19 protein-coding genes and 4 pseudogenes are annotated in these 25,940 nt (G+C 39.4%); 12 read left to right on the top strand and 11 right to left on the bottom strand.

The genetic code is table 11. The annotated features are described in order from the left end of the window. The first annotated feature begins 189 nt into the window (after positions 1-189). Positions 190-1,821: a BID domain-containing T4SS effector gene (locus ABID23_RS03145; RefSeq protein WP_354189250.1), complete on the top strand. Its 1,632-nt coding sequence runs from the start codon at positions 190-192 to the stop codon at positions 1,819-1,821. Between the two features lie 1,081 nt (positions 1,822-2,902). On the opposite strand, the gene ABID23_RS03140 is transcribed toward ABID23_RS03145, so the two are convergent. Further along, positions 2,903-3,193 (bottom strand): hypothetical protein, encoded by a 291-nt coding sequence (locus ABID23_RS03140; protein WP_354189248.1) that lies wholly within the window; start codon positions 3,191-3,193, stop codon positions 2,903-2,905. Between the two features lie 293 nt (positions 3,194-3,486). On the opposite strand from ABID23_RS03140, the gene murJ reads away from it, so the two are divergent. The 4 genes from murJ (at position 3,487) to ABID23_RS03120 (ending at position 7,397) form a co-directional block, all read left to right on the top strand. Continuing rightward, entirely contained in the window at positions 3,487-5,058 is a 1,572-nt protein-coding gene (gene murJ, locus ABID23_RS03135) for a murein biosynthesis integral membrane protein MurJ (protein WP_354189246.1), read from the top strand. A gap of 77 nt (positions 5,059-5,135) precedes the next feature. After that, positions 5,136-6,206, top strand: coding sequence for a tryptophan--tRNA ligase (gene trpS, locus ABID23_RS03130; protein WP_354189244.1), 1,071 nt, complete (start codon positions 5,136-5,138; stop codon positions 6,204-6,206). A gap of 26 nt (positions 6,207-6,232) precedes the next feature. Next, positions 6,233-6,724: a universal stress protein gene (locus tag ABID23_RS03125; protein ID WP_354189242.1), complete on the top strand. Its 492-nt coding sequence runs from the start codon at positions 6,233-6,235 to the stop codon at positions 6,722-6,724. Between the two features lie 94 nt (positions 6,725-6,818). Continuing rightward, complete coding sequence (locus tag ABID23_RS03120; protein ID WP_354189240.1) at positions 6,819-7,397, top strand: NifU family protein; 579 nt, start codon at positions 6,819-6,821, stop codon at positions 7,395-7,397. A gap of 1,148 nt (positions 7,398-8,545) precedes the next feature. Here the strand turns inward: ABID23_RS03120 and ABID23_RS03115 are convergent. Then, positions 8,546-8,878 carry a zinc ribbon domain-containing protein YjdM gene (locus tag ABID23_RS03115; RefSeq protein WP_354189238.1) on the bottom strand — a complete coding sequence of 111 codons (333 nt, stop codon included), beginning with the start codon at positions 8,876-8,878 and terminating at the stop codon, positions 8,546-8,548. A gap of 1,262 nt (positions 8,879-10,140) precedes the next feature. Between ABID23_RS03115 and ABID23_RS03110 the strand changes: the two are divergent. Continuing rightward, positions 10,141-10,555: pseudogene (locus ABID23_RS03110) on the top strand (helix-turn-helix domain-containing protein). Between the two features lie 72 nt (positions 10,556-10,627). On the opposite strand, the pseudogene ABID23_RS03105 reads toward ABID23_RS03110, so the two are convergent. From ABID23_RS03105 to groES, 4 genes and pseudogenes are all read right to left on the bottom strand, one after another. Further along, positions 10,628-10,913, bottom strand: a pseudogene (locus ABID23_RS03105) (TCP-1/cpn60 chaperonin family protein); the annotation flags it as partial. 75 nt (positions 10,914-10,988) lie between these two features. Then, a pseudogene (locus ABID23_RS03100) lies at positions 10,989-11,439 on the bottom strand (TCP-1/cpn60 chaperonin family protein); the annotation flags it as partial. 75 nt (positions 11,440-11,514) lie between these two features. Beyond that, a complete protein-coding gene (gene groL / locus ABID23_RS03095; RefSeq protein WP_354189236.1) occupies positions 11,515-13,158 on the bottom strand; it encodes a chaperonin GroEL in 1,644 nt (547 codons plus the stop codon). A gap of 65 nt (positions 13,159-13,223) precedes the next feature. Next, a complete protein-coding gene (groES, locus tag ABID23_RS03090) occupies positions 13,224-13,520 on the bottom strand; it encodes a co-chaperone GroES (RefSeq protein ID WP_354189234.1) in 297 nt (98 codons plus the stop codon). 224 nt (positions 13,521-13,744) lie between these two features. Here groES and fumC point away from each other — a divergent pair, with 224 nt between their 5' ends. The 3 genes from fumC (at position 13,745) to ABID23_RS03075 (ending at position 16,713) form a co-directional block, all read left to right on the top strand. Further along, complete coding sequence (gene fumC, locus ABID23_RS03085) at positions 13,745-15,133, top strand: class II fumarate hydratase (RefSeq protein WP_354189232.1); 1,389 nt, start codon at positions 13,745-13,747, stop codon at positions 15,131-15,133. A gap of 523 nt (positions 15,134-15,656) precedes the next feature. Next, positions 15,657-15,788, top strand: coding sequence for a hypothetical protein (locus ABID23_RS03080; RefSeq protein ID WP_354189230.1), 132 nt, complete (start codon positions 15,657-15,659; stop codon positions 15,786-15,788). A 694-nt stretch (positions 15,789-16,482) separates the two neighbouring features. Further along, positions 16,483-16,713 carry a hypothetical protein gene (locus tag ABID23_RS03075; RefSeq protein WP_354189228.1) on the top strand — a complete coding sequence of 77 codons (231 nt, stop codon included), beginning with the start codon at positions 16,483-16,485 and terminating at the stop codon, positions 16,711-16,713. Between the two features lie 1,040 nt (positions 16,714-17,753). On the opposite strand, the gene ABID23_RS03070 is transcribed toward ABID23_RS03075, so the two are convergent. After that, positions 17,754-19,382 carry an alpha-D-glucose phosphate-specific phosphoglucomutase gene (locus ABID23_RS03070; protein WP_354189226.1) on the bottom strand — a complete coding sequence of 543 codons (1,629 nt, stop codon included), beginning with the start codon at positions 19,380-19,382 and terminating at the stop codon, positions 17,754-17,756. A 183-nt stretch (positions 19,383-19,565) separates the two neighbouring features. Here ABID23_RS03070 and ABID23_RS03065 point away from each other — a divergent pair, with 183 nt between their 5' ends. Beyond that, positions 19,566-20,090 (top strand): peroxiredoxin, encoded by a 525-nt coding sequence (locus ABID23_RS03065; RefSeq protein ID WP_354189224.1) that lies wholly within the window; start codon positions 19,566-19,568, stop codon positions 20,088-20,090. Between the two features lie 108 nt (positions 20,091-20,198). Here ABID23_RS03065 and ABID23_RS08150 read toward each other — a convergent pair whose 3' ends face one another. Next, positions 20,199-20,396, bottom strand: coding sequence for a hypothetical protein (locus ABID23_RS08150; RefSeq protein ID WP_435521245.1), 198 nt, complete (start codon positions 20,394-20,396; stop codon positions 20,199-20,201). Between the two features lie 366 nt (positions 20,397-20,762). Here ABID23_RS08150 and ABID23_RS03055 point away from each other — a divergent pair, with 366 nt between their 5' ends. Further along, complete coding sequence (locus tag ABID23_RS03055) at positions 20,763-20,900, top strand: hypothetical protein (protein ID WP_354189222.1); 138 nt, start codon at positions 20,763-20,765, stop codon at positions 20,898-20,900. Positions 20,901-21,060: 160 nt separating this feature from the next. On the opposite strand, the gene hisS is transcribed toward ABID23_RS03055, so the two are convergent. Beyond that, positions 21,061-22,548: a histidine--tRNA ligase gene (gene hisS, locus ABID23_RS03050; protein WP_354189220.1), complete on the bottom strand. Its 1,488-nt coding sequence runs from the start codon at positions 22,546-22,548 to the stop codon at positions 21,061-21,063. Between the two features lie 190 nt (positions 22,549-22,738). Next, positions 22,739-22,897 carry a DUF4102 domain-containing protein gene (locus ABID23_RS03045; RefSeq protein ID WP_354189218.1) on the bottom strand — a complete coding sequence of 53 codons (159 nt, stop codon included), beginning with the start codon at positions 22,895-22,897 and terminating at the stop codon, positions 22,739-22,741. 1,252 nt (positions 22,898-24,149) lie between these two features. Between ABID23_RS03045 and ABID23_RS03040 the strand changes: the two are divergent. Further along, positions 24,150-24,458: pseudogene (locus tag ABID23_RS03040) on the top strand (abortive infection family protein); the annotation flags it as partial. Between the two features lie 301 nt (positions 24,459-24,759). Here ABID23_RS03040 and pyrF read toward each other — a convergent pair. Next, positions 24,760-25,605: an orotidine-5'-phosphate decarboxylase gene (gene pyrF, locus ABID23_RS03035; protein ID WP_354189215.1), complete on the bottom strand. Its 846-nt coding sequence runs from the start codon at positions 25,603-25,605 to the stop codon at positions 24,760-24,762. Positions 25,606-25,940: the final 335 nt, after the last annotated feature.

Here is a 25,940-nt window from a genome sequence, read left to right as displayed (position 1 = left end):
TAAAATTTCAAAAAGAACTGTCCATATTTGACATAACTAATTGATAAAATTTCACAAAAAAACTTTATAAAAGTCATAAAGACGAAATAGGTTACGCGCTCCTCACACAAGATTTTCTAAGATCATTCAAAGGGGGAGAATGCATCAAAGAGTTTTTTAATCACTGTAAAGGCTTGAAAGGAAGCATATATGAAAAAAAGCCCACCCTCTTCTTTTGTAGCACGCATGATCGCAGAATTTGAAAAACAGAACGAGCAATCGCCTGCAATGTCCGTAAACAAAAATACGACCGCAGAAAAGTCCGCAAACATAAAAGTTGCGCCACCAGTGCCACTGCGCACGAAAAACCAAGACCAGAGCAACACGCACGCCCAGCAAAGCCAAGGCGCAAACCCCAAAGTAGCCCCACCAGTGCCACCACGCACGAAAATTCAGAACCAGAACAACATACACAATCAGCAAAGCCAAGGCACAAACCCCAAAGTAGCCCCACCAGTGCCACCACGCACGAAAATTCAGAACCAGAACAACGCGCACACTCAGCAAAGCCAAGGCACAAACCCCAAAGTAGCCCCACCAGTGCCACTGCGCACGAAAAACCAAGACCAGAGCAACACGCACGCTCAGCAAAGCCAAGGCACAAACCCCAAAGTAGCCCCACCAGTGCCACTGCGCACGAAAAACCAAGACCAGAGCAACACGCACGCTCAGCAAAATCCAAAAGTGACATCACCACAAAGACCACCACGCATAAAAGACCAAGAGCTAAAAAACGCACCCCTACGAGAAGCCGCAATTTCACAAACAGTGCTTTCTTTATCAACAGAAACAGTTTTTCTCTCTGAAGATGAAATAAACCGCAAAGTTGAAAACAACGAGTTAGTTCAAGTCTGTAAAGATCAAGTCAGACATTACTGTAAAATAGTTTATGGCAACGCAAATATTTTTAACGAAAAACTTGCGGAAATTGAAAGAAATCCTATGCTTGGATATAATTTTATTTGGCAAGTTGCAGCAACCCCTAAAACGATGGCTCCCCTTACTGGTAAAAAAACTCTTGGCATAAAAAATAAAGAACGCAAAAATGCTGAAGAGAAAGTTCCAGATTTAGCACTTGCCGTTGAAAATTTTACCCATGTTGTAAAACAGGTGAAAGATGGCATTGATAAAAGACAAAAATCGGAACAAACATTGCCTAGAGGAACGCTAGACTTAAAGCAAATGGCTGAAGTCCTGAAAAAACCACGTACCCCTGAACAACAATGGGCACCTCTTTCAGATAAAGAACTTACCCAAAGAGTTGTCAGTGATACGATGGTCCAATATTGTCATTCAGAAATCACATATTGGTGCACAACTGTTTATAAAAATCCCAATATTTTACAGGAAAGATTAAAAGATATTCAAAAAATTCCTGAGATGAGTGAAGAGCTGGCATGGCAAGTCACAACACATCCGGGCTTTTTTGGTAAACTCGCCGGTCATAATTTCCATGGCTTTAAAAACGCTGCACGCAAACTGGCTGAAAATGGTCTTGCTCCCCTAAGTGAAGCCATTGAAGGCTATGCGGAAGCCGTAAAACAGGCAAAAGAAAACATTTTAGAAACACATCAGGCAAAACAAAAACACCATGAAGCATCTTTAGGGCAAGCTCAAGGTTTATCAAAACAACAAACCTTAAAGTCTCCTAAACTGTCTGAGCACACACCATCAAACATGCATCATGAGACCGGTGAGACCTCCAGACAAGCAGAAAACAGATCACATAACACACGCTCACAGAAAGTGGAAACCTCAAAAGCATCAGCCTTGGCTATTTAGAAAAACATAAATCTTAGCTGTTTCATGACCACTTTAGTCGCGATATCTCTTTATGCAATTATTTGATCAAGAACGCATCAAAGGATATCGCACAGTGCTGCAGAAAGTATCTAAACGAAATATTCCTCACGTCCCTAATAAGATATCAATCTTCACAACAGCACTGCCTTAACAGTGCAAACACTGCTTCTATGATCATTGCCCCTATGGATCATGCAAAATCTTCTACGTAAAAAAATGGTATTCTTTGCATAGAAACAATAAAGTTAACACTTTGATTTATAAAGATAATTTATAATTTAAGTCTTAAACAAGAACCTCTCATAACATGCTCTTATGTCAAACTTATCCATATGAATCTAAATAAAACGATTCATTTTCAATAAACGAGGCTGGCATGTAGGCAAAACCATTTGCAAGACACCTAAAATGCCTCTAACTCAAAGAGTCTTCATGCAAGAGCTGCCACAATACCCCATGAGTGAGAAAATTGAATGATGCTACCGGCTTATATCTCCGTAAACGTAAAGATGGTCATGCCTCATGGCTTTACCCTGATACTATTCACGCGCAGCATCATAAAATGAGATTTTTGGCGTTACGTTAAAAGATATTTCTTTTATAGAGAGAGTCTCTTCAAAAAGCTTTAAAAGCAAATATTGATCTTGAGAGAGCGTGAAAGAAAACAGCCAAACGATTTCCCCCTCTATACGAGCAGAATGCCCCAAATTATCAGTCTACCCATGTAGTTTTTTACAATAAAAACAATAGATAAGAGCATAATATTGACTCTAGCAATAGCAGGTCTTTAAAAAGAAAGATCAGATTCCTACTTCAAAAATAAGGAAAAATAATCTTATGAAGAAGAATTAAGCAAACTGAACCAAAAGCGCACACCAAAATAGTTTTATTCCCTCTCTTTAAAAACATATTCATCAATATCTCTTTTGCAAAACAGTTGAATGAACCAGATATGCGATATCCTCTTAACATCGACAAATGACAGCACGACTTTTATGCTGATTTTTAAGAAAAAAGAATTGATTGAACCTTTTAGAAAAAAGAGCGATAAACCTGATCTCTATTCACAAAGCAAAAAACGAGATACCTTATGGTAATCTCCTAAACTGCGAATATAGATGAAAGATGATGACAAAAATTTTGCAAAGGATATTGGTACATTAATCAACTGCGTACAAATTTGTACAACAAACAATAATCTAAACTTTTCCAAACTCTCTTTAGCTTGATGATGAAGTTGCAAAGTCGATACACATACAAAACATATCATCCACTCAATCTGTGAAAAAAACAACGTATCCAAAACCAATACAACCGAACAAGCGATTAAGGTAAACACTTGTGCTGCCATTGGCTTTCCTATTTTTTCCACGCCCTTTTTTGTTTTCCACATTGCCCCATATAGGAAAATTTACGAGAACAAATGTCTTTCAAAAACAAATGTCTTTTATGGAGACAATAAAAGTGATCGTGTAAAAAACCCAAAAACGCCGTTTAAAACTCTTCCTGTCCTCTTATTGACAGAAGGATAAACACCGTCGTAAAACACGATAAATATATGAGCATGCTAATCAGATTTTCACGACCTAAAATGGTTTTATTTTTTTCATCTTCTTCTTTTTATGACAACTTTGATGTATTTTTATGATCCTGATTAAAAAATTTGCAACGGTTGCTTCTGGAACCTTAATGAGCCGCATTTTTGGCTTTATTCGTGAAATGTTAATGGCAGCAGCGTTAGGAACCGGTCCTGTTTCCGATGCATTCAACGCAGCCTTTCGTTTTCCCAATACATTCCGCCGTTTTTTTGCTGAAGGCGCCTTTAACGCAGCTTTTGTTCCTCTTTTCGCAAAAAAAATCACCGAAGATGGTCAAGACATGGCAAGTAAGTTTGCAGAAGAAGTCTTTGGCGTTTTGTTTTCTCTCCTGTTACTTTTAACCATTGCCATGGAATTAAGTATGCCTTTTTTAGTGCGAACCATCATTGCACCAGGATTTACAGAAGACGCCACAAAGTTTAATGCGACGATTCATTTTACTGCAATCATGTTTCCCTATTTAACCTGCATGTCTTTAGCAGCCATGATGGGGGGAATGTTAAATGCTCTGCGACGCTACTTTATCGCAGCCATTGCCCCTCTTTTTTTGAATATTATTTTAATTGGTGTCCTTTCCTATGCTTGGATATACCAGCTTGACGCTTGGCATATTGGTTTAAATCTTTCTTGGGGTGTCTTAGCTGCAGGCATTTTGCAGCTCACTTTAATTGCTGTTGCTTTGCGTCAAAGTGGAATGAAAATTTTCCTGCGCCGCCCCCGTTTTAGCCCCAATGTTCGCAAACTTTTAAATTTAGCCTTTCCTGCAGCTATCACGGGGGGCATTACGCAAATCAATTTGCTCATCAACACCAACATTGCTTCCAGCCAATCAGGTGCCGTCTCCTCTTTGATGTATGCGGATCGTCTTTACCAATTGCCATTGGGGGTCATCGCAATTGCCGTTGCAACAGTTCTTTTACCAGAATTAACAAGGGCTCTACGGAGCAAAAATCATAAAGAAACCCATGATTTGCAAAGTCGCTCCATTGAATTAACTCTGTTATTAACGCTCCCAGCATCCGTTGCTTTTTTACTGCTCTCCCCCCCCATTGTTAGTTTGCTTTTTGAGCGTGGACAATTTACCAGTGAATCAACACACCATGTTGCACAATTACTTAAACTTTATGGATTAGGACTCCCAGCCTTTGTGTTGATCAAAGTTTTTATTCCTAATTTTTTTGCCCATGAAGATACCAAAACACCAATGATTTTTACGGGCATTTGCGTTTTCATCAATATTGGTCTTGCTTTAACATTATTCCCCATTTTATCAGCACGAGGAATCGTGATCGCTGAAATCACCTCTGGGTGGGTCAACACTCTACTGCTTGGTGCTGTCCTTCTCAAACGTGGCTATTGGAAATATGATGCACAATTGATAAAACGCATTATATGCTTAATGATTGTCACTTTTGTAAGCATAGTGACACTTCACTATCTTCTTGATGTGCTTGGCTTTTTGTCTTTCCCTTTATCCTCACAAGCCTCATTTCTCTTACGCATCAGCACCCTAGTAGGAATCGTCTTTGTGGTATTCTTCGTTTATTTGAGTGCCTATTTTTTACTTGATACACGTTCCTTTTTCCGTACCCTTAAAAATTTTAAAAAACGCCTCTAATATTTTACCTTACTTTCAGAAAAACGCTTTATCAAAAAATAAAAAATGAATAACTTTATTGAAGGAAGAATTCTCCGATGAACACTTTCACACCGCTTGTCTTTTCCGGCGTACAACCGAGTGGTCACTTACATCTTGGCAATTATCTTGGAGCCATTAAACATTGGGTTGATCTCCAAACATCCTATCATTGCCTCTATTGCGTTGTCGATATGCATGCCCTCACGGTCAACCCAGATCCCCTAATCTTGATTGAATCGACAAGAGCGGTCACAGCAGCCTTTTTAGCTGCTGGAATTGATCCTCAAAAACACATTATTTTTAACCAATCTCGTGTTTTTCAACATGCTGAGCTTGCATGGATTTTCAATTGTATTGCGCGTATTGGTTGGCTCCAACGGATGACTCAATTTAAAGATAAAGCCGGGAAAGATCGCGAAAAAGCATCTCTTGGGCTTTTTGCTTATCCAAGTCTCATGGCTGCCGATATTTTACTCTATCGTGCCACACATGTTCCGGTGGGGGAAGATCAAAAACAGCATGTTGAGCTCACACGTGATATTGCACAAAAATTCAATAACGACTATGCTCACCGCATTGCAGAGCTCAATTTTGGTGTTTCAATGCAAATGGATGAAGAAAAAAGACAAGGTTTTTTCCCAATTCCAGAGGCACTGATAGGAAAAACAGCCATGCGCATTATGTCATTGCGCGATGGGAGCAAAAAAATGTCAAAATCGGATTCTTCAGATTTTTCGCGCATTAATTTGACAGACGACGCGGATCTTATTGCAAAAAAAATACGCAAAGCAAAAACGGACTCAGCCCCTCTTCCTGACACCCTAACAGCTCTAGAAGGACGACCAGAAATCGACAATCTGCTTGGTATTTATGCAGCCTTTGCAGAAATAAGCAAAGAAAAAGCGCTTGCAGAATTTTCAGGGCAGCAATTTTCTTTTTTCAAAACAGCTTTAGCTGACCTTGCTGTCCACAAACTTGCCCCCATAACAGAAGAGTTACGTAGACTGCAGAAAGAAAGTGCTTACATTGACTCTGTCTTGCACAATGGCGCACAACGTGCCAGTGCACTGGCAGAAGAAAATATGAAAAAAGTCCGTGAAATTGTTGGTTTTTTGCATGATACATGAAACAATAAAGAAAAGTAGGGACACGCATGACTTCTAAGAAAAAAAATCTTAAAAAAAATCATAAGAAAAAAATTTTGGTTATCATCGATGAGACATCAGAATGTCGACGTGCTGTTGCTTTTGCCGCACAACACGCCCAAAATACCAAAAGAACTCTGGTTTTACTCTGTGTTGTTGATAGTGTAGAATTTCAACACTTTTTGGGTGTAAAAGATATCATGCGAACCGAATCAACGCAAAGCGCGCATAAAGTGTTGAAAGAAATTGCTAACGAAGTCCGCGCCACCCATGCTCTTAAAACAGAAATTATTATGCGTGAAGGTAAAAAAGTTGATGAAATTTCTAAACTAATCGACGAAGATAAGAGTATCGCGCTGATTGTTTTAGCAGCCAGTGAGCAAGCAGATGGACCAGGGCCACTGGTTCAATTAATTGCCAATAGAGGAACGGCTTTTTCAATTCCCGTCACCGTCATTCCGAGCAATATTGCTGATGAGGATATTGAAGCAATCGCTTAAACACAGTATCGAGATGCAATAACCTTATTCCTCACGGTACAGGAACACTAAAAGACAAGGTTTAAAAAAGTCTCTAACCATAAAAGGAGAGTATATGTTTATTCAAACTGAAACCACACCCAATCCTGCAACATTAAAATTTCTGCCAGGTCGTGTGGTTCTTTCCGATGGCGTCTTAGAATTTCGTGATCGTGAAGAAGCCGCTAAAAATTCACCCTTAGCTGCTAAATTATTTAATATCCCAAATATCAATGGCGTTTTTTTGGGCTATGATTTCATCACTGTAAGCAAAAAAGAAGGTGAATGGCAACATCTTAAGCCTGTTATTTTAGGCACAATTATGGAACATTTTCTTTCTAATGATCCCGTTATTGTCACCAACGCCACAACACAAGCACAAACCCACGCCCTGAATGAAGAATTTTATGATGCAAAAGATGCTGATATTGTCTTAACCATTAAAGAACTTCTTGACACACGGATTCGCCCAGCCGTTGCCAATGATGGTGGCGATATTACTTTTCGTGGCTTTGAAAACGGTATTGTTTACCTCAATATGCGTGGTGCCTGCTCTGGATGTCCCTCTTCAACCGCAACCCTAAAACATGGTATTGAAAATCTTTTACGGCATTTTATTCCAGAAGTTTTAGGCGTTGAAGCCATGCCACAATAAAACGAAATCTTGTGCTCAAAATAAAAGGAGGAAAGAGTTCCCAGCGTTATTACAAAATCAGACCACCACAACGCATGATATCCATATCTCTTAGCGTGAAAAACATCCTCAATATATAAATTTCTCTGAGAGAATGTGAACGGACGAAATAACCACACATAAAATTATCTGAAAACACCTGTGCGTTTCTCACTCAAGAATGGGGATGATCCAATAGCATAGGGACATGTTTTATCAAGTCAAGATATTGATTTATAAGGATAGTATACCGTTTACAACTTAAATCATACCCCCGAATATTGCCGCAATTTTGTAAACTTTTTTCATCATAATCCCACCCACATTAAGCAAAACCACTTTCTTTCACATCACAAACGAAGCTTATGTGTGAATAAAACGATATAAGAAAGAACTAAAAAGACCTCTGATAAATCGCCTCCATATAAAAGCGGGTACAACATAAAAGCGGGTTGAATATCCACGCATTGGCAAAGAGAATTGAGAATGCCAAATTGCCCCTTCATAAGCGTAAAAGTAGCGGTGCTCAATAGTTTTTGCGCTATACTATTCACAGATATATCATCAATAGTCTTGGGGACATGTTTCTTCAAACAAACGCATGAAGATACAACACAATGGCACTCTGTTGTACATAAGAACATTTTCCCATTAAAGCATGCTCCCAGAACCTCAGAAATACAAAGCATGAAAATTTCATTTTCTCTCAAAATGAGACTGTCTTTCTGTTTTAGAAATGCCCCACATAGATAGACACAATACGCTCTTTTTTATCTGATATACAAAAATTAATATAGATCATAACATACTGAATTATATTAAATATTTTTCATAAAACACGCTATAGCGTTAATCTGAAATATGGATTGATAAGCAATAACAAAAACACGCCCTCTCTTAGGAAGAAACAACGCCATAAAACGCAGAATATGCCAGCAATAAATTGAAGAAAGAGCTTTTATAAAACACGTTTCCAAACAACAATCGTGATACAATTGGCTTTGCATGAATTGCCTCTGACAGCTATTCGCACAGGCCCTTATACGTTTACGCGTGAAGAGCCAATTGAAGGGATTGTATGGATCATTGCCTATTCAGAATAAAAAACAATTCTAAAAGCTGTATAACCGCTAAACTTTTTTTACGAATTCTGACTTTAAGCCAATTTGCCCCATCCCAGGAATTTTGCAATCAATATTATGATCCCCATCCACAAGACGAATATTTTTCACCTTCGTACCACTTTTGAGAACAGATGCAGCGCCTTTTACCTTAAGATCTTTTATCAGCAGAACACTATCGCCATTTGCCAAAACCTGACCATTAGCATCATAAACAATATCATCAGAAGGATCTTCACTCTTTTGTGGCCATTCATGTGCACATTCAGGACACACAAAATTTTCCCCCTCTTCGTAAGTATAGAGACCACCACAGCGAGGACATTGAGAATTTTGGTTCATATATTTTTTCTTTCATGCAAGAAAAATCATTTCTCTAAAGAATCATAGAGCAAGAAAGCCCCATTGTCCATTGTCTCACGAAAAACAGCTTTATTTTATGTTATATTTTCCCCTGTGACTTCGTATCATCGCTAGGTGATGTTTCATAGGCTTTAAGCTCTGCTCCAAACTCTTAACGCCATATGTATAAACTTTATATGCCTCACCGCTCGGTGTTTTACGACATAACAGTTGGATAACAAACTTTGGCATTTGAGAGCATCAAGCATTGTACGGCTTATTGTCAGGAGTTTAACACACCATTCCGGCTTGAATATGTAAGAAAACCGTTCATTGCTTCACTCTAAGAAAGCTTGAAATGGGAAAATCATAAAAATCGTCGAGAAAAAGATTCAACGAGCAATCATTGAGAAAAAACGATAAAAGATTTTTCCATTTTTATCATCATATCCATACAAAAGACATCATCATTTTTCTATGGGATATATTTAAGAGACCGTTGCGCTATAAGAGGATCCCCCCTATCATCATGATTTCACAACCGCATAAAAAAAGACAAAACAAACGATTTATGGGCCCAAAATAGGCGCTCTCAAGCACCCTGTTTCCCTGCCCTCCAAAACCGAGGTTTGTTTGTTCTCTCAACAAATCGGGCTTTGAGATCATTACTTGAGCAATAAAATATAAAAACTTAAAAAGCATGGGGATTCTCCATTTTCTACCTCCTTTCCACATCTCAAAGAATGTTCCTTCCCCATCACCCCCCATATAACAGGGAAACAATTTGGCTTCTTAAAGAAAAATCACTCTTGACGCCCTCCTTTAAAATTCCCTTCGCAAGCTTCAGGTCATCTTACTTCTGAATAAGCAGCCCTCTCATAAAAACAAGTGCTTTCATTTTGAAAACATATTCCATTTTCCTATCATTTACTTTGATAAACAATATCCTATGCGCAAAATAGCGATCTTGTTATTTTCAATTTTACGAGAAGCAAAAAACCTCATTTAAAAAAATCATCCATTGAGAAACACTGTTTTCATTTTTATTGCCAGTTTCATGAAATGACTTTACACTTTAAAAGATATTTTAATAGCATACACAATGATCAAGAATACCTTGAAAACCCTAAGTTCTAGCGTAAAAATGAGCACACTCTGTAAACATCTTTGGGATTCCGGGAGTTTTTGTTATGTCCAGGTGCTTTAAGTACTAAAAGCAAAATGTTGATTCGAGTTCAGTGCTTTTAACTCCCGGAAACCCAATGTACGGGCGCTCGCAACCGGTGGGGGGGGGGAAGGTGCAGAGTAAAAATCCTCATAACGATATTTTCGTAGGCAAATTCATTGGCAAAAAAATTTGCTTTAGACAAAACACGCTGAAAATATCTTAAAATCAGTGAAGACAGTCTTTAAGTGTAAATTCCCAACAAGCGCAAAAATATGAACAGGCTTCAACCGTATCGCTGCTCGGCGTTTAAAGGAAATTACCGATATCCTCCATGTTCCTATTGCCTTTTTTATGCCGATAACGCAACAAAACAAGACACTGCCTACCATTATGATGAGATTGCCTCAAACAAAGAAGAATATATTCTGCTCAAAAGATTTAGAATTCTTAACTCTATAAAACGCAAAGCCATTTTACAATTAATCTCTGATCCAAATGAACGCTTTTAAAAGCATAAGAATGCGACAGGTTGTGTCGATCCGTAGTCAGGCACAACCTTCACGAGGTTAACAATTCTTGAAAGCAATCAAATCACCAAATTCACCCGTTGCAGTGTTGTAACCAAATGTATCTGCATTGTTTTCCAACACTTTTCCAACAATAATAGCCGCTTCTTCACCGGCATTGGTGGCAATTTGACGCGCCATTGCTTGAAGAGCACGACGAACGATATGAATACCCGCTTCTTGGGTCAAAATTGCTTCCCTTAACACGCAAAGCACTTGCGGCACGCAACAATGCGGTTCCACCGCCTGCCACAATCCCTTCTTCCACAGCAGCACGTGTTGCGTTCAAGGCATCATCAATGAGAATACACGAGACGAACAAGTACAAAAAAAACGGGCCAAAGAGGCCCGTTTCGCTTTATCTTTATGAAAAGGCTTAGAAATCCATTCCACCCATTCCACCAGCTGGCATTGGAGGAACTGGAGCTTCTTTCTTTGGAGCTTCAGCCACCATTGCTTCCGTGGTAATAAGAAGACTCGCAATAGAAGCAGCATTCTGAAGAGCAGAACGCACAACCTTCACAGGATCAACAATTCCCAAAGCAATCAAATCACCAAATTCACCCGTTGCAGTGTTGTAACCAAATGTATCTGCATTGTTTTCCAACACTTTTCCAACGATAATAGCCGCTTCTTCACCGGCATTGGTGGCAATTTGACGCGCCGGTGCCTGAAGAGCACGACGAACGATATGAATACCCGCTTCTTGGGTCAAAATTGCTTCCCTTAACACGCAAAGCACTTGCGGCACGCAACAATGCGGTTCCACCGCCTGCCACAATCCCTTCTTCCACAGCAGCACGTGTTGCGTTCAAGGCATCATCAATGAGAATACACGAGACGAACAAATACAAAAAAAACGGGCCAAAGAGGCCCGTTTCGCTTTATCTTTATGAAAAGGCTTAGAAATCCATTCCACCCATTCCACCCATTCCACCAGCTGGCATTGGAGGAACTGGAGCTTCTTTCTTTGGAGCTTCAGCCACCATTGCTTCCGTGGTAATAAGAAGACTCGCAATAGAAGCAGCATTCTGAAGAGCAGAACGCACAACCTTCACAGGATCAACAATTCCCAAAGCAATCAAATCACCAAATTCACCCGTTGCAGTGTTGTAACCAAATGTATCTGCATTGTTTTCCAACACTTTTCCAACGATAATAGCCGCTTCTTCACCGGCATTGGTGGCAATTTGACGCGCCGGTGCCTGAAGAGCACGACGAACGATATTAATACCCGCTTCTTGGTCAGGATTGCTTCCCTTAACACTCAAAGCACTTGCGGCACGCAACAATGCGGTTCCACCGCCTGCCACAATCCCTTCTTCCACAGCAGCACGTGTTGCGTTCAAGGCATCATCAACACGATCTTTCTTTTCTTTCACTTCAACTTCTGTGGCTCCACCAACACGGATAACAGCAACACCGCCAGCGAGTTTAGCAAGTCTTTCTTGCAATTTCTCACGGTCATAGTCAGAAGTTGTTTCTTCAATCTGTGCTTTGATCTGATTAACGCGTGCAGCAATTTCAGCTTTTTGTCCAGCACCATCAATAATCGTTGTATTTTCTTTAGAAATATTGACTTTCTTTGCCCGACCAAGCATGTCCAAAGTGACATTTTCAAGCTTAATGCCCACATCTTCAGAAATTACCTGACCTGATGTCAAGATAGCAATATCTTCAAGCATAGCTTTACGACGATCACCAAATCCTGGAGCCTTCACCGCAGCAATTTTCAAACCACCGCGCAACTTGTTAACAACCAATGTTGCCAAAGCTTCGCCTTCCACATCTTCAGCAATAATAAGAAGTGGTTTTCCAGATTGAACAACAGCTTCCAGCACAGGCAGCAAGGACTGTAGATTCGACAATTTCTTTTCATGAATGAGAATGTAAGGATCATCGAGATCTGCCACCATTTTCTCAGCATTTGTGACAAAATAAGGGGAAAGATATCCACGATCGAACTGCATTCCTTCAACAACTTCCAGTTCTGTTTCAGCAGTTTTTGCTTCTTCCACGGTAATGACGCCTTCATTGCCAACTTTTTCCATAGCATTGGCGATCATTTTTCCGATTTCGGCAGCACCATTTGCGGAAATTGTTCCCACTTGTGCAATTTCTTCTGAAGTTTGAATTTTCTTTGCTTTTTTGAAGAGATTTGCCACCACTTCATCAACAGCAGCATCGATCCCACGCTTGAGATCCATAGGGTTCATACCAGCTGCAACGGCTTTAACACCTTCTTGCACAATTGTTTGCCCCAAAACCGTTGCCGTTGTGGTTCCATCACCTGCAACATCATTGGTCTTAGAAGCAACTTCGCGCAACATTTGCGCACCCATATTTTCGAACTTATCTTCCAGTTCGATTTCCTTTGCAACCGATACCCCATCCTTTGTAATGCGAGGTGCACCAAATGATTTATCAATTACCACATTACGACCTTTAGGGCCCAACGTTACCTTAACAGCATTAGCAAGGATATCGACACCGCGCAACAAACGCTCCCGCGCATCACGGCCAAATTTGACTTCTTTAGCAGCCATTTAATTTCTCCTTGGAGTTATCTCAATTAGTATAAAATGAAAGATAAAAAATTTGAGAGTCTCAATTAGCCCAAGATTCCCATAATATCAGATTCTTTCATGATTAAGAGGTCTTCCCCATTAATCTTCACTTCGGTTCCAGACCACTTGCCAAACAAGATACGGTCTCCTGCTTTAACTTCTAAAGGCACGCGCTTTCCATTATCATCGAGAGCCCCATTGCCAATAGCAATCACTTCACCTTCTTGAGGTTTTTCCTTTGCTGTATCAGGAATGATAATCCCACCAGCCGTTTTATTTTCAGATTCAACCCGACGAACAACGACACGATCGTGAAGTGGGCGGAATTGTATATTAGCCATGTTTTAAATCCTCAAAACTTAATATAATCACATTAATTTTAAGTCCTTGCTAGCACTCTTAAACTCTGAGTGCTAACACTGGTTAAGATATAAAATTGCCCCCTCTCAATGTCAAGGACCACCCAAAAATAATTTACCTTAAAAGACTTCAAGTCTTGCTTCTCTTCTCTATTTTGCATTATCTAATATTTATTAACCTGTGAATATATAAAGGATCTTAAATCATGGTTGCAACACGTCAGGAAACGGATAGTTTTGGAATGATTGCGGTGCGTCAAGACCGTTATTGGGGCGCCCAAACCGAACGTTCTCTGCATAACTTTAATATTGGCATTGAAAAACAGCCACTCACCGTCATTTATGCCTTAAGCCTTATCAAAAAAGCCGCGGCGATGGTGAATATGGAAAAAGGAAAACTGCCACAAAACATCGGAAAAGCAATCATGACAGCTGCAGATGAAGTTTTGGCAGGTGCCTTTGATACACATTTTCCCCTTTCTGTTTGGCAAACAGGTTCTGGCACACAAAGCAATATGAACGTCAATGAAGTGATTGCCAACCATGCCAACATGCTTTTGGGAGGAAAATTGGGAAGCAAAACACCTGTTCATCCCAATGATCATGTCAATATGAGCCAATCCTCAAACGACTCGTTTCCCACAGCGCTTCACATTGCCACCACATTGCAAACACGCCAACATTTATTTCCTATTCTTGAAGCGTTGATTACCACCTTGAAAAAAAAGGAAGAAGAATTTTCTGATATTATTAAAATTGGACGCACCCATACCCAAGATGCAACACCTTTAACATTAGCCCAAGAGTTTTCAGGTTATCGCGCGGCTTTAGAAGCTGATCGCCAACGTATTGAAACCGCTCTTGTCGATGTGCAAACTCTCGCCCAAGGGGGAACAGCTGTGGGCACAGGGCTTAATGCACCCAAAGGATTTGATGTTGCTTTTGCGCAAACAATCAGCACACTCACTGGAATAGCTTTTAAAACGGCCGGCAACAAATTTGAGGCACTCGCCCATCATGGTGCGCTTGCACATTTCCATGGCAGTCTTAATGCGCTTGCCGCTGATCTCTTCAAAATTGCCAATGACATCAGGTTTTTGGGATCAGGGCCACGCTCAGGATTAGGAGAACTCAGCTTACCAGAAAATGAACCAGGCTCTTCTATCATGCCAGGGAAAGTTAACCCCACACAATGTGAAGCCATGACAATGGTTGCAGCCCAAGTCTTTGGTAATCATACCACTGTTACTTTTGCCGCAAGCCAAGGGCATTTTGAACTCAATGTTTATAAACCTGTTATTGGCTATAATATTTTGCAATCGATTACCCTTCTTGGTGACTGCATGCGCTCTTTTGATCTCCATTGCATTCAAGGGTTAACAGCCAATCGTGTTCATATTCATTCTCTCATGGAGCGTTCTTTAATGCTGGTAACAGCTCTGACTCCAGAAATTGGCTATGAAAAAGCCGCCGAAATTGCTAAAGCAGCGCATAAAAACGATACAACGCTCCGTGTTGAAGCACTCAAGGCAGGCGTTTCTGCAGAAGATTATGATCGGTTGGTGGATCCCAAAAAGATGATCCATCCGCAATAAACCACTTTATCATAAACAATCTGATACGGATATTGACAAAGCTTTTCGTGAAAAATATCGGACCATTCTCGGTGCGATATTTTGCATTTTTAACAATTGACACCCATCTCTCTTGACCAAACCTCTTGCACAACTTCATGCGATGATACGTCCCTTATAAAGATTTACTCAACGCCACATTTCTTACAAAGGTGAAAAACCTTCTCAAGCTTGAACATATCGGTATCGATAATCTTCACAGTCGGGCAAAATATTGATTTATATGCACAATTCATCACTTTGCATATTGATGAGAAACCCGAAGATCCTAAAATCCTTTCATTCCAAACCCGTTTAATATTGAAACAAACTATTCCCTGACTCATCTCAAGAGAAATCAAAATATGGATAAAAACCTGTAAGAAAGGACTAAAAATGACTCTTCCTCAATTGCCTTAATGCAAAAGCTGGTGCAACACCCTGCCCCATAAGCAGATCAATAGAAGAACAGTGTAGCCTTGATCACACACACAAACATATGAGCATGCGTGTTGAGAACCGTTTTTCTGATGGTCATGGTGCTCCTATCTTCCTTATGAAGCGTGCATTTAACAAACAAAGTCGTAAAACAACCTTTTATCGTCCATCAAAGCATGATCAATATTTGAAAAAATAAAAAGGGATCTTCAGCACTCAAGCACATATCTTAAAAAAATCACAAAAGTAAAATTTCTTCCCTTTGACCAAAACACTCTATTTTTTCATTTCATCTCACAGAAATTATATGGGCATATTAACAAAAATTTCACTGGCAAGCCACGTGCCTTCATTTCACCAAATGAAGAAGCCAAAAGCTATTCTGTCTTCATTGTTTAGTGCTTTCAGCAAAACGTATTGAATATAATGTCTCCATGCCAACATCAAACATGCGCCCCCCTATTAAAAAAAATCCTTGGTAAAATTTCCCGCTTCTTTCAAAATCAGATTCTTATCATCGAACACTAAGGATATTGAGTTCTCTTGTGTGTTGCGTGAAAAACCCAAATATTATGAGATTCTCTCATTCCATACTTGTTTTCAGTTGAATGAATCACAATCACTTGCTTGCACGTCATAAGCGAGGTTAGCGTATAATGAAAGATAATACATTGATTTACAATCATAATCTATCGTTATTCATGTTAAATGAGTATCCCGAATAACGTAAGATTCCCTCATTTCAAATCTGTTTATATTGAATCAATTAAGCACGTCATAAACGGAGCTGGCGTGTAGATAAAAACTGTATAAAAAAACTAAAAATGGCTCTTATGAACTTATCTTAGCAAGGACTGTCGCAATACCCACGAACTGGCGAATATGGTACCGACTTGCTTCTTCACAAGCGTAAAGACGGAGATGCTGGGTGGCTTTATCGTTATACCCTTCAAAATATCCTTCGCGGGCGCCGTCGTGAAATAGGCTTGAAAACATTGCGCGGTGTTTCTTTAAAACAAACCCGTACCACTGGGTGGCGTGCGATTTTACGTAAGGGGCGTGACCCTATTATAAAGAACATGCATAACAAAAGCGCAAAGCAATGCGTAATCTCCATTATTTAAAAAGATATTTCGAAACACTTTTGAAAAGTGTAAAGCTGAATGAAAAGGGAAAGATGGTCAATAGGTTTGCACCCTTGCAGCTTGACATTCTCTCTCAATTAGGTTGCCTCCCCGTTTCAAAGATGACACAAAACACCGCCTGACATATCATAAGCAAAGCGAGCGTGCGAGAAAACACGAGTAAAAAAGGCACTTATATCTGCAAATCCACTTTTTGAAGAAAAAGTCTCAAATAATTTTCAATATTTTTCAGTTTTACAAAAGTAAAAGGATTTCTTTCATATAACACAGTAAAACCATATTAAACCGCTGTATTCCTCTATTAAATAACAAGCCCCATTTTTATCTATATGGATAATTGATTTGATTTATATTTTTGTAAAGCTAGGGGCGATATAATAAGATTCGGGAATAGAATTTTTCAACATGCCTCTATTAAATAGTTTATTCATGAATATTATCACTTTGTTTCTATGACAGAAACTTACAGGGTCCATAAATATCTTTTGTCAAAAACGATCTTATTGAAGTTGTTTTGTTAAAGTTTTCAAAAATCTTCTGAGATAAAATTCCATAAATCTCTCTCATCTTTTACAATGCGCGATTTTCTATTGTCCACAAATGCCCCTCGTCATCTCAATACAAAAACCGAAGCAGCACCCCATAAGCTAGAAAACAACAATGATCATGCCAGTTGCGCATGCCCCAATATAAAAATGATAGCGCCCAATAGTTTGACCACCACACCATCCCAAAACACGATCATGAAAAGGGAAATATGGCAAAATGCTTCTTTAAAACAAACGCGTGAATATCAATAGTGTTTTGTAGTGCTTGGCATGAGAGATACATTCTTGTTAACACACACTCCTCTTTCCCATACCTTCTCACGATAATATGAACGACCACAATCTTTAAAAATGCTCAACCACCGGCGTTGGCTTCACAGGCGCTGGTTTTGCTAGCTGTCTGTGCCGGTGCTTTTGAAAAATCTTTATGGTTTCCACACATCCTTTACAAAACAACGCAACATTGTGTTTTCATGTAACAACATCAGGGAATGCGCGACCTAATTGTTGCTGTATATTCAATAACGTCAGTGCTGCATTTTGCACAGGTTGGAGAACCGTTTTGGGGTCTTGGTTGTGTTTTTGGGGATCCGATTCATACTGTTCAAAATAAAGCCGTAAAGTGGCCCCGACCGTTCCGGTGCCCGATAAACGCACCACCAGCCGTGCACCATTTTCGAAAAAAATACGGATCCCTTGTCTCGCACTCACACTCTGATCAACAGGATCGTGATAAGTAAAATCATCTGCTTTTTCGACCTGAAGCCCAGCGATTTCCGTCCCCGCTTGGGGTAAATGCCCACGCAACTGCTCTATCATATCCCAAGCTTTTGATGATTCCACTTTCTCATAATCATGCCGTAAAGAGTAACAACGCCCATATGTGCGCCAATGTTGCTGTGCAATTTGCACAACAGTTTTATCTGTCACCGCTAAAATATTTAACCAAAAAAGCACAGCCCATAAACCATCCTTTTCACGGATATGATGAGAGCCTGTTCCAAAGCTTTCTTCACCACAAAAGGTTACTTTTCCAGCATCCAAAAGTGATCCAAAAAACTTCCATCCCGTTGGTGTTTCAAAACAATTCAATCCTTTTTTTTCAGCAACCAAATCAGCAGCATGCGCTGTAGGCATAGAGCGCGCAATGCCGACAATACCTTGACGGTATCCTTTAATCAAAGGGGCATATTCAGCCATAATAGCTAAAGAATCAGAAGGCGTTATAAACTGCCCACGACCAATAATAAGGTTACGATCTCCATCCCCATCAGAGGCTGCCCCAAGGTTAGGTCCTTGATCAGACATCAACAAATCATAAAGATCCTTGGCATAAACCAAATTAGGATCTGGATGTCCGCCTCCAAAATCTGGTAAAGGAATACCATTCACAACGGTTCCTTCAGAAAACCCTAAACATTTTTCAAAAATTTCATGGGCATAAGGACCTGTCACCGCATGCAATGCATCAAAGCGCAAAGTGAGCCCTTTTTCAACAGCTCCTGCAATACAATCAAAGTCAAAAATTTCCTGCATCAAAGCAACGTAATCTGCAACGGGATCAATAATATCAACTCGCATAGATCCGATAAAGCTTGTGCCTTCTCTTTCTAAATCGATGTCTGGCGCTTCAAAGATTTTATAAAAAGAAAGGCGTTGCGATGCTGCAAAAATAGCTTCACACAAAAAATCAGGAGCAGGTCCACCATTGGAAATATTGTACTTGATTCCACAATCCCCCTCAGAACCACCAGGGTTATGACTTGCAGAAAGGATAAAACCCCCATGAGCATGATATTTGCGAATAAGATGCGAAACCGCTGGTGTGGAAAGAATGCCTCCTCTCCCCACTTTTACACAAGCAACCCCGTGGGCTGCCGCCATTTTCAATACAATTTGCAGAAGAGTGTGGTTAAAATAACGTCCATCCCCCCCAAGAATCAGCAATTTTCCTTCAACCGATCCAATACTGTTAAAAAGAGACTGTATGAAATTTTCAGCATAATGAGGCTGTTGAAACACCGACACTTTTTTACGCAAACCAGAGGTTCCCGGTTTTTGATCATCAAAAGCCGTGGTCAAAACTGTCGTTATCATCATAAAAATGCCTTTAATATCATTCTATTTAATTTTAAAGGAGATATAAATCAAAGTCGACCATTAATTGTTAATGTTACTTGACGCAACGGGGAAATATCTGCACACTAATGAAAAAGTTTTTTTTAATATTCTCTACAATATACTTTTAAATACAGTATTCATAAAAAATACAGGAGCATAATTATGATAAGAAAAACAGTTCCCAACGCTACTTTCCATACACGTGTCCGTGATGAATCCATTGGTGGTGACAACCCTTTCCGGTGGGAAGAGAAAAACAGTGATGCATACTTTAAAGGAAAGCGGGTTATTCTTTTTTCTTTGCCTGGAGCTTTTACCCCTACTTGCTCAAACTTTCAGCTTCCTGACTTTGAAAGACTCTATGATGAATTTAAAAAACTAGGCATTGATGAAATCTATTGCCTCTCTGTCAATGATGCTTTCGTTATGAATGCTTGGGGCAAATCACAAGGTGTCAAAAACGTAAAATTAATCCCTGACGGCTCTGGTGAATTCACCCGTAAAATGGGTATGCTGGTTGCTAAGGACAATCTCGGTTTTGGCATGCGCTCATGGCGTTATGCTGCCGTCATTAATGACGGGGTTATTGAACATTGGTTTGAAGAAAAAGGCTATTCCGACAATTGCCAAACAGACCCTTATGAATTTTCTTCACCACAACATGTTTTAAAAACCCTACAAGGCTGATTTTAAGCCCAATTCATGCAATGAATATATTCTATGGCAGCAACATCTTCAAAAAAGGGATTACTGCCATTGATGTTTTTCCGCCCTCACGCTTTTATAAACTCTGGATTACCACACAAAATACCTCACAACACTCTGCATATTTCCTCTGCACATGTCGTCCGCGGCTGCTCTCGCTGCTCTCAAAGAGAACTCAGCACAAATTCCAACACTCCCATAGCTGCTCTCCATTTTTTGATAGCGTGCTACCATTTCTGGCTCTTTATCCATCATCAACACCACAACGTGACCAGTATTTTCTTTCAAAGGCAATTTTCTAAAATTTTGCAAAGCAGCAATATTTTACATAGCAGTGATATTTTGCATAGCAGCAATCAAGCGTGAAACATCAATTGAAAAACCCGTTGCTGAAATATTTTCACCACAAAAGCCTGCCACCAACCTATCATCGCCCCCTCGGATAAAAAAACAACTTTTGCCTATTATTCATTATCATTGAAAATAGAAATAATATGACCATCTTAAAACAGAGCCATATCGACACAACAATTTGGTTTATAATAATAATTTACTGTTTTTTATGTTGTATAAGAGCCCAAAATACCGAAGATTCTCTCATTTCAAACCTATTTACCAAAACCATTCATTTGACCCTGCAAGCGAGGTAAGCATGTGGATAAAAACTATAAAAAAGGCGTAAAAAGAGTTCTTATGAATCGTCTCGATGTCAGAACTGTTACCCATGAATGGGCAAATAGAGTGATGATGCAACTTGCAACATCAATCCATGCATTCCCAGCAGATCATTAAAGATAGTATCAGACAACGATCACTGTAAAAAAGCGTGTATCACAGCGTCCCTCAAAAGCAGATAAACTTGCAAATAGCTCTCATAATCATCCACCCTTAATTTTATGATCTTAAGATCATAATGACCAAGAAATCTTAAAGTGTTAAATTATGAAAACTTTTATACATTTTGGGCAGCTAAAATATCTTTTACAGCTTGCACCAATTGCTCTTCATCAACCGTTATTTGTGCTGGTCGGCTTTCACGCCACGTCTGATTATCCTTAATTTCATGAGACAAACGCGCCCCTTCAATCAGATCTTTGATCTGTATTTTTCCACTCTCACGTTCTTGTGAACCTTGGATCACCACACAAGGTGCTTGTCTTCGATCTGCATATTTCATTTGTGCTTTCATCCCCGCTGCCCCCAAATAGAGTTCAGCACAAATTCCAGCACTGCGCAATCGCTGTACCATTTTTTGATAGCCTGCCACCATTTCTGGCTCTTTATCCATCATCAACACCACAACGGGACCAGTATTTTCTTTCAAAGGCAATTTCCCAAGATTTTGCAAAGCAGCAATCAAACGTGAAACGCCGATGGAAAAACCCGTTGCTGGAATATTTTCACCACGAAAGCGTGCCACCAACCCATCATAGCGCCCCCCACCACCAACAGACCCAAAAACAACTTTTTGTCCATCATCATTAAAAACATCAAAAAGCAAAGCTGCCTCAAAAACAGGTCCCGTATAATAATCTAATCCCCGAACCACAGAAGGATCAATTGTAATGCGGTTCTGATAACCATTTTCAGCAAAAATTTTCTGCATCACTTCAAGTTCATGAAGACCTTCCAACCCTTGAGCATGATGACCAACCACCTTTTTAAGAATATCAAGCGTTTCCTCTGCTGTTTCAGCCCCTGTACAAAACAACGAAAGGATACGATCAATATCTTTGTCTTGTAACTCTGCCCCTTTTGTAAAGTCACCACTTTCATCTAAGCGTCCCTTACCCAAAAGCAAACGCACCCCCTCAAGACCAAATTTATCAAGTTTATCAATCGCTCTAAGAACAGTTAAGCGCCGTTCAGCTTGTTCATTTTCTCTCAAACCAATTAACTCTAAAACGCTCTCCAGAATTTTTCGGTTATTAAGACGAATAGCGTAATCATGATGCTGAATACCTAATTTTTCCAAACTATCCGCCGCCATCATGCAAATTTCAGCATCCGCAGCCACTGTTGGTGTTCCAACAATATCAGCATCAAACTGCATAAATTGCCGAAAACGTCCAGGTCCAGGTTTTTCATTACGGAAAACAAAACCAAGACGATAGCTCCGATAAGGTTTTGGTAAAGTTTCAAAATTTTCTGCAAAATAGCGCGCAAGAGGTGCGGTTAAATCATAGCGCAAAGACATCCATTGCTCATCATCATCTTGCAGTGAAAAAACACCCGCATTTGGGCGATCCGTATCCGGTAAAAATTTACCCAACACATCTGTATATTCAAAAATGGGGGTTTCAAGTGCTTCAAAACCGTAAAGTTCATAAACTTCACGAATCTGAGCAATCATGGTTTCAGCCGCATATAATTGTGCACTGGTACGATCAACAAAACCACGAGGTAAACGCGCTTTGGTTTTTTCCTGTTTCGATGACATGTTATTCTCTAGCAATAATTTGTATTCACGGATTATATGTGTCTTATCTTATAGAAACAAACGCCGCAATGACTTTATCCATCAAAACGACCTTATAATAGAACCAGCTTTGACTTAACAAAATACTTCCAAACGATCTGCCTCATACGATCTACCATTGAGAACGCTTGTCCACTCCTCTCAAGAAGCTCTATCCCTTTCTATGCGTCGACCATGAATGGGTATAATGATAAAGCCACCCAGCACCTCCATCTTTACACTTATGAAGAAGCAAGCCGGCCCCATCATTATATTTGCCAGCCCATGGGTGTTGTGACAGTCCTTGCGAAGATAAGTTCATAAGAGCCATTTTTAGTCCTCTCTATCTATATTTTACCCTATACACCAGCCCCACTTATGACGTGCAAGAGAATGATTTTGATTGATTCAAGATAAACAGATTTAAAATGAGAGAATCTTACGTTATTCGGGGGTCTCATTCAATATGAATGAACGCTAAATGATCATTATAAATCAATATGTTGTTACATTTGTCGAGAAGCATTTCCATTTATTGATAAAAAATTCTGGGCTCCCTCCCCTCCTCTTTAAATTTTCTAGTATCATCAAAAAGGACGCCATTTCTCAAAACGCCCCACAACATGAACTTTTATAAAAAGAAAATATTTTCAAATTTCATGATATGGCTCCCTTCCAAAAGATAAAATTTGCCAATTGTCCGCCAAAAAAATGGCTCCCCCAGCGGTTAAAGTGTCTCATAAACTTGAAACCTCAATAAACGTGAAACAAGAAACATCATCATCTTCTATCTTCAATGTGATCCATTCCTTTCTGTCTCTTTATTTCTTATGAGAAGGAATGTAAGATGATTTGAGAACAAAATGATCAAAGAAAGAAGATCAAAAATAAAAGAGACTCTTTAAAAATAAAACAAAAGATAATATACGAGAAAATCAAGAAGCGACCATGTAATTTTCTATCAAGATAGGCATACCCCCATAAATTATCACACACTTTCTAATCATAGACTCAAGATGCAATATTCATCCTCACAAAAACATCTTCCTTCCCCCAAAATCCTCACAGCAATCATTGATTGACTATCTAAAATGTTGTCAGAGCATTATGATGAGATTGACTTCGACAACTTATATTCGTTACTCTCAGATTCTCATAAGATTCCCAATATTCCAATCGACCCATATTTTTATACACGAGATATCAGAGCTAAAAACTGGTTATATGCAATGAATCGTGAATATGATAAGCCGCTTGAAGTTCTTGATAGTTTACTAAGAGAACTTATGGACAAAGAATACTATCTCAAAGATGAATATGTTTCGAAATGACGCGATAAAGCAGAACAATGAGAAAAAGATAAAGCGCACATTTTACAAGCCTTAGAGAAAAGAGGGCTTGAGTACCACAGTGAAAGATACATCACCAAGAGCGGCTTTCTATCGACAAAAGAATTAAAAAAACTTGTTGAAAAGAATGGACTCTCCGCCGTCCATATGGAAATCGAAAGAGCATTGAAACAAATAGAAAAAGATCCAACGAACGCCATTCTCTTTGCAGCAAATGCATGAGAAGCATCCTGTAAAATTTATCTTGAGCACCATGGTATACCATATAATGAAAACGGTGCGAACATCTCCAATTTATGGCAAATTATCATTGAACATATGGGGATACAGCCGAAAAAGCTAGACGACAAACATGTCAGAAACATAGTCTCTGGTTTGTACGAAGTCGTAAATAATATCATGCAGTTAAGAAACCGAAAAAGTGCTGCACATGGCAAATCAGAACAACAGCTTAAGCAGTGCCGTCTCCTCCCTCGTCATGCACGTTTAACACTTAATGCCGCCCACATTGTTGCAACTTATATCTTAGAGACGCTAGGATGATCATCATAAAAAAACGCCTCTAAAAAAGCAGACTGCATGTCACGATAAGAAACATCTATGTATATGTTTTTTTAAGAGCATGTTGATTGGTAAAGAAAAGCTATTGTTTATTCTCTGACATCAAAGCCTCAAAGATCATAAGGTCTTTTCCTGTTATATCCTCACCCCAACATCAAACAAACAACAGCAACACCTTTAAAAACATTAAAAGCTGCTATCAACTTGAGCTAAGCACAAATTCCCCCCTAAAAATAAGTTCTTTTATAAAAGCTTCTTAAATTGATCACATAGTTCAAAATTCTCAAGGCATAAGAGTGTTTTTAGCCTGCTGTGCAAATTTATGAATGAGCGTTTTGAGATCAAAACTATTAAAGCCAGCATCTGTAATTGACCTTGAAATAGAAGGAATAATATTCTGCCATAAGCTTTGTGGAAACTGCTGTGTTAATTGTGTGATTGTGCCCCCCTGAGCACCGATACCAGGAACCAGAAACAAACTGTTTTTTAATTGTTCGATGGTGTCTTTTGCTTCACTGCCCAATGTTGCTCCAATAACTGCACCGATAGGACCAACAGAATGGTTTTGTTCTAAAACCTGGCGATTATAAGCACAAATACGCTGTGCTAAATGGACAGAGAGTGTTTGCTCACCAATAAGGGCATTTCGAATGGATTTTCCCTCTGGATTAGAGGATTGCACAACCACAAAAACTGCAGTTCCCGTTTCTTCTGCAATTTTTATCATAGGAATGAGAGCATCAAAGCCAAGAAAAGCATTCACAGTTATAGCATCCGCTTTAAACGCACTGTTTGGACCCAACCAAGCTTGACCATAAGCTTCAACAGTAGAGCCAATATCGCCCCTTTTTGCATCAACGAGAACCAATAAACCTTGTTCCTGTGCGTCTTTGATAAGCTCTTTGAGAACTTGAAGACCTTCCGCACCATACAGTTCAAAAAATGCAACTTGTGGCTTTATAATCCCCACATTCCCCACAGCAGCAGTGAGAAGAATATTACAAAACTCTTTGAGTCCTTTATAGTCACAGCTCAAGTTCCATGATTGCAAAACTTTATGACTAGGGTCAAAACCAACACAAAGCGGTCCATAGATTTCACGGTTCTTCAAAAAAGTTGAACAAAACATTCTACATCCTAACATCGTCTCTCTTTAAATTTTCTGATACAATGAAAAAGAAATATATTGATCAAAATGATCCCGTATCATGACTGCCACAAAAAAGAAAATATTTTCAAACTTCATGAGATAAAGGAGCACGATCATTTTACCAAACAGCTTCCCTAAAAACTTTTCTTCCCCGCAACTTTCCAGCAACTTTATTGTGCCCAAAACGACCTCATTGTGTAAAAATTTTCTCGTCATTAATTTCATATAAAGTATTTTTTTCTTCCCAAATAAATATTTTTAACATGCCCTCTTGCCATGAAAGTACCATCAACAACATCCCCCATAATCAACTT

Source organism: Bartonella silvatica, assembly GCF_040545155.1.
Lineage (GTDB): Bacteria > Pseudomonadota > Alphaproteobacteria > Rhizobiales > Rhizobiaceae > Bartonella > Bartonella silvatica.
This window is presented reverse-complemented; position numbering and strand designations above follow the sequence as displayed.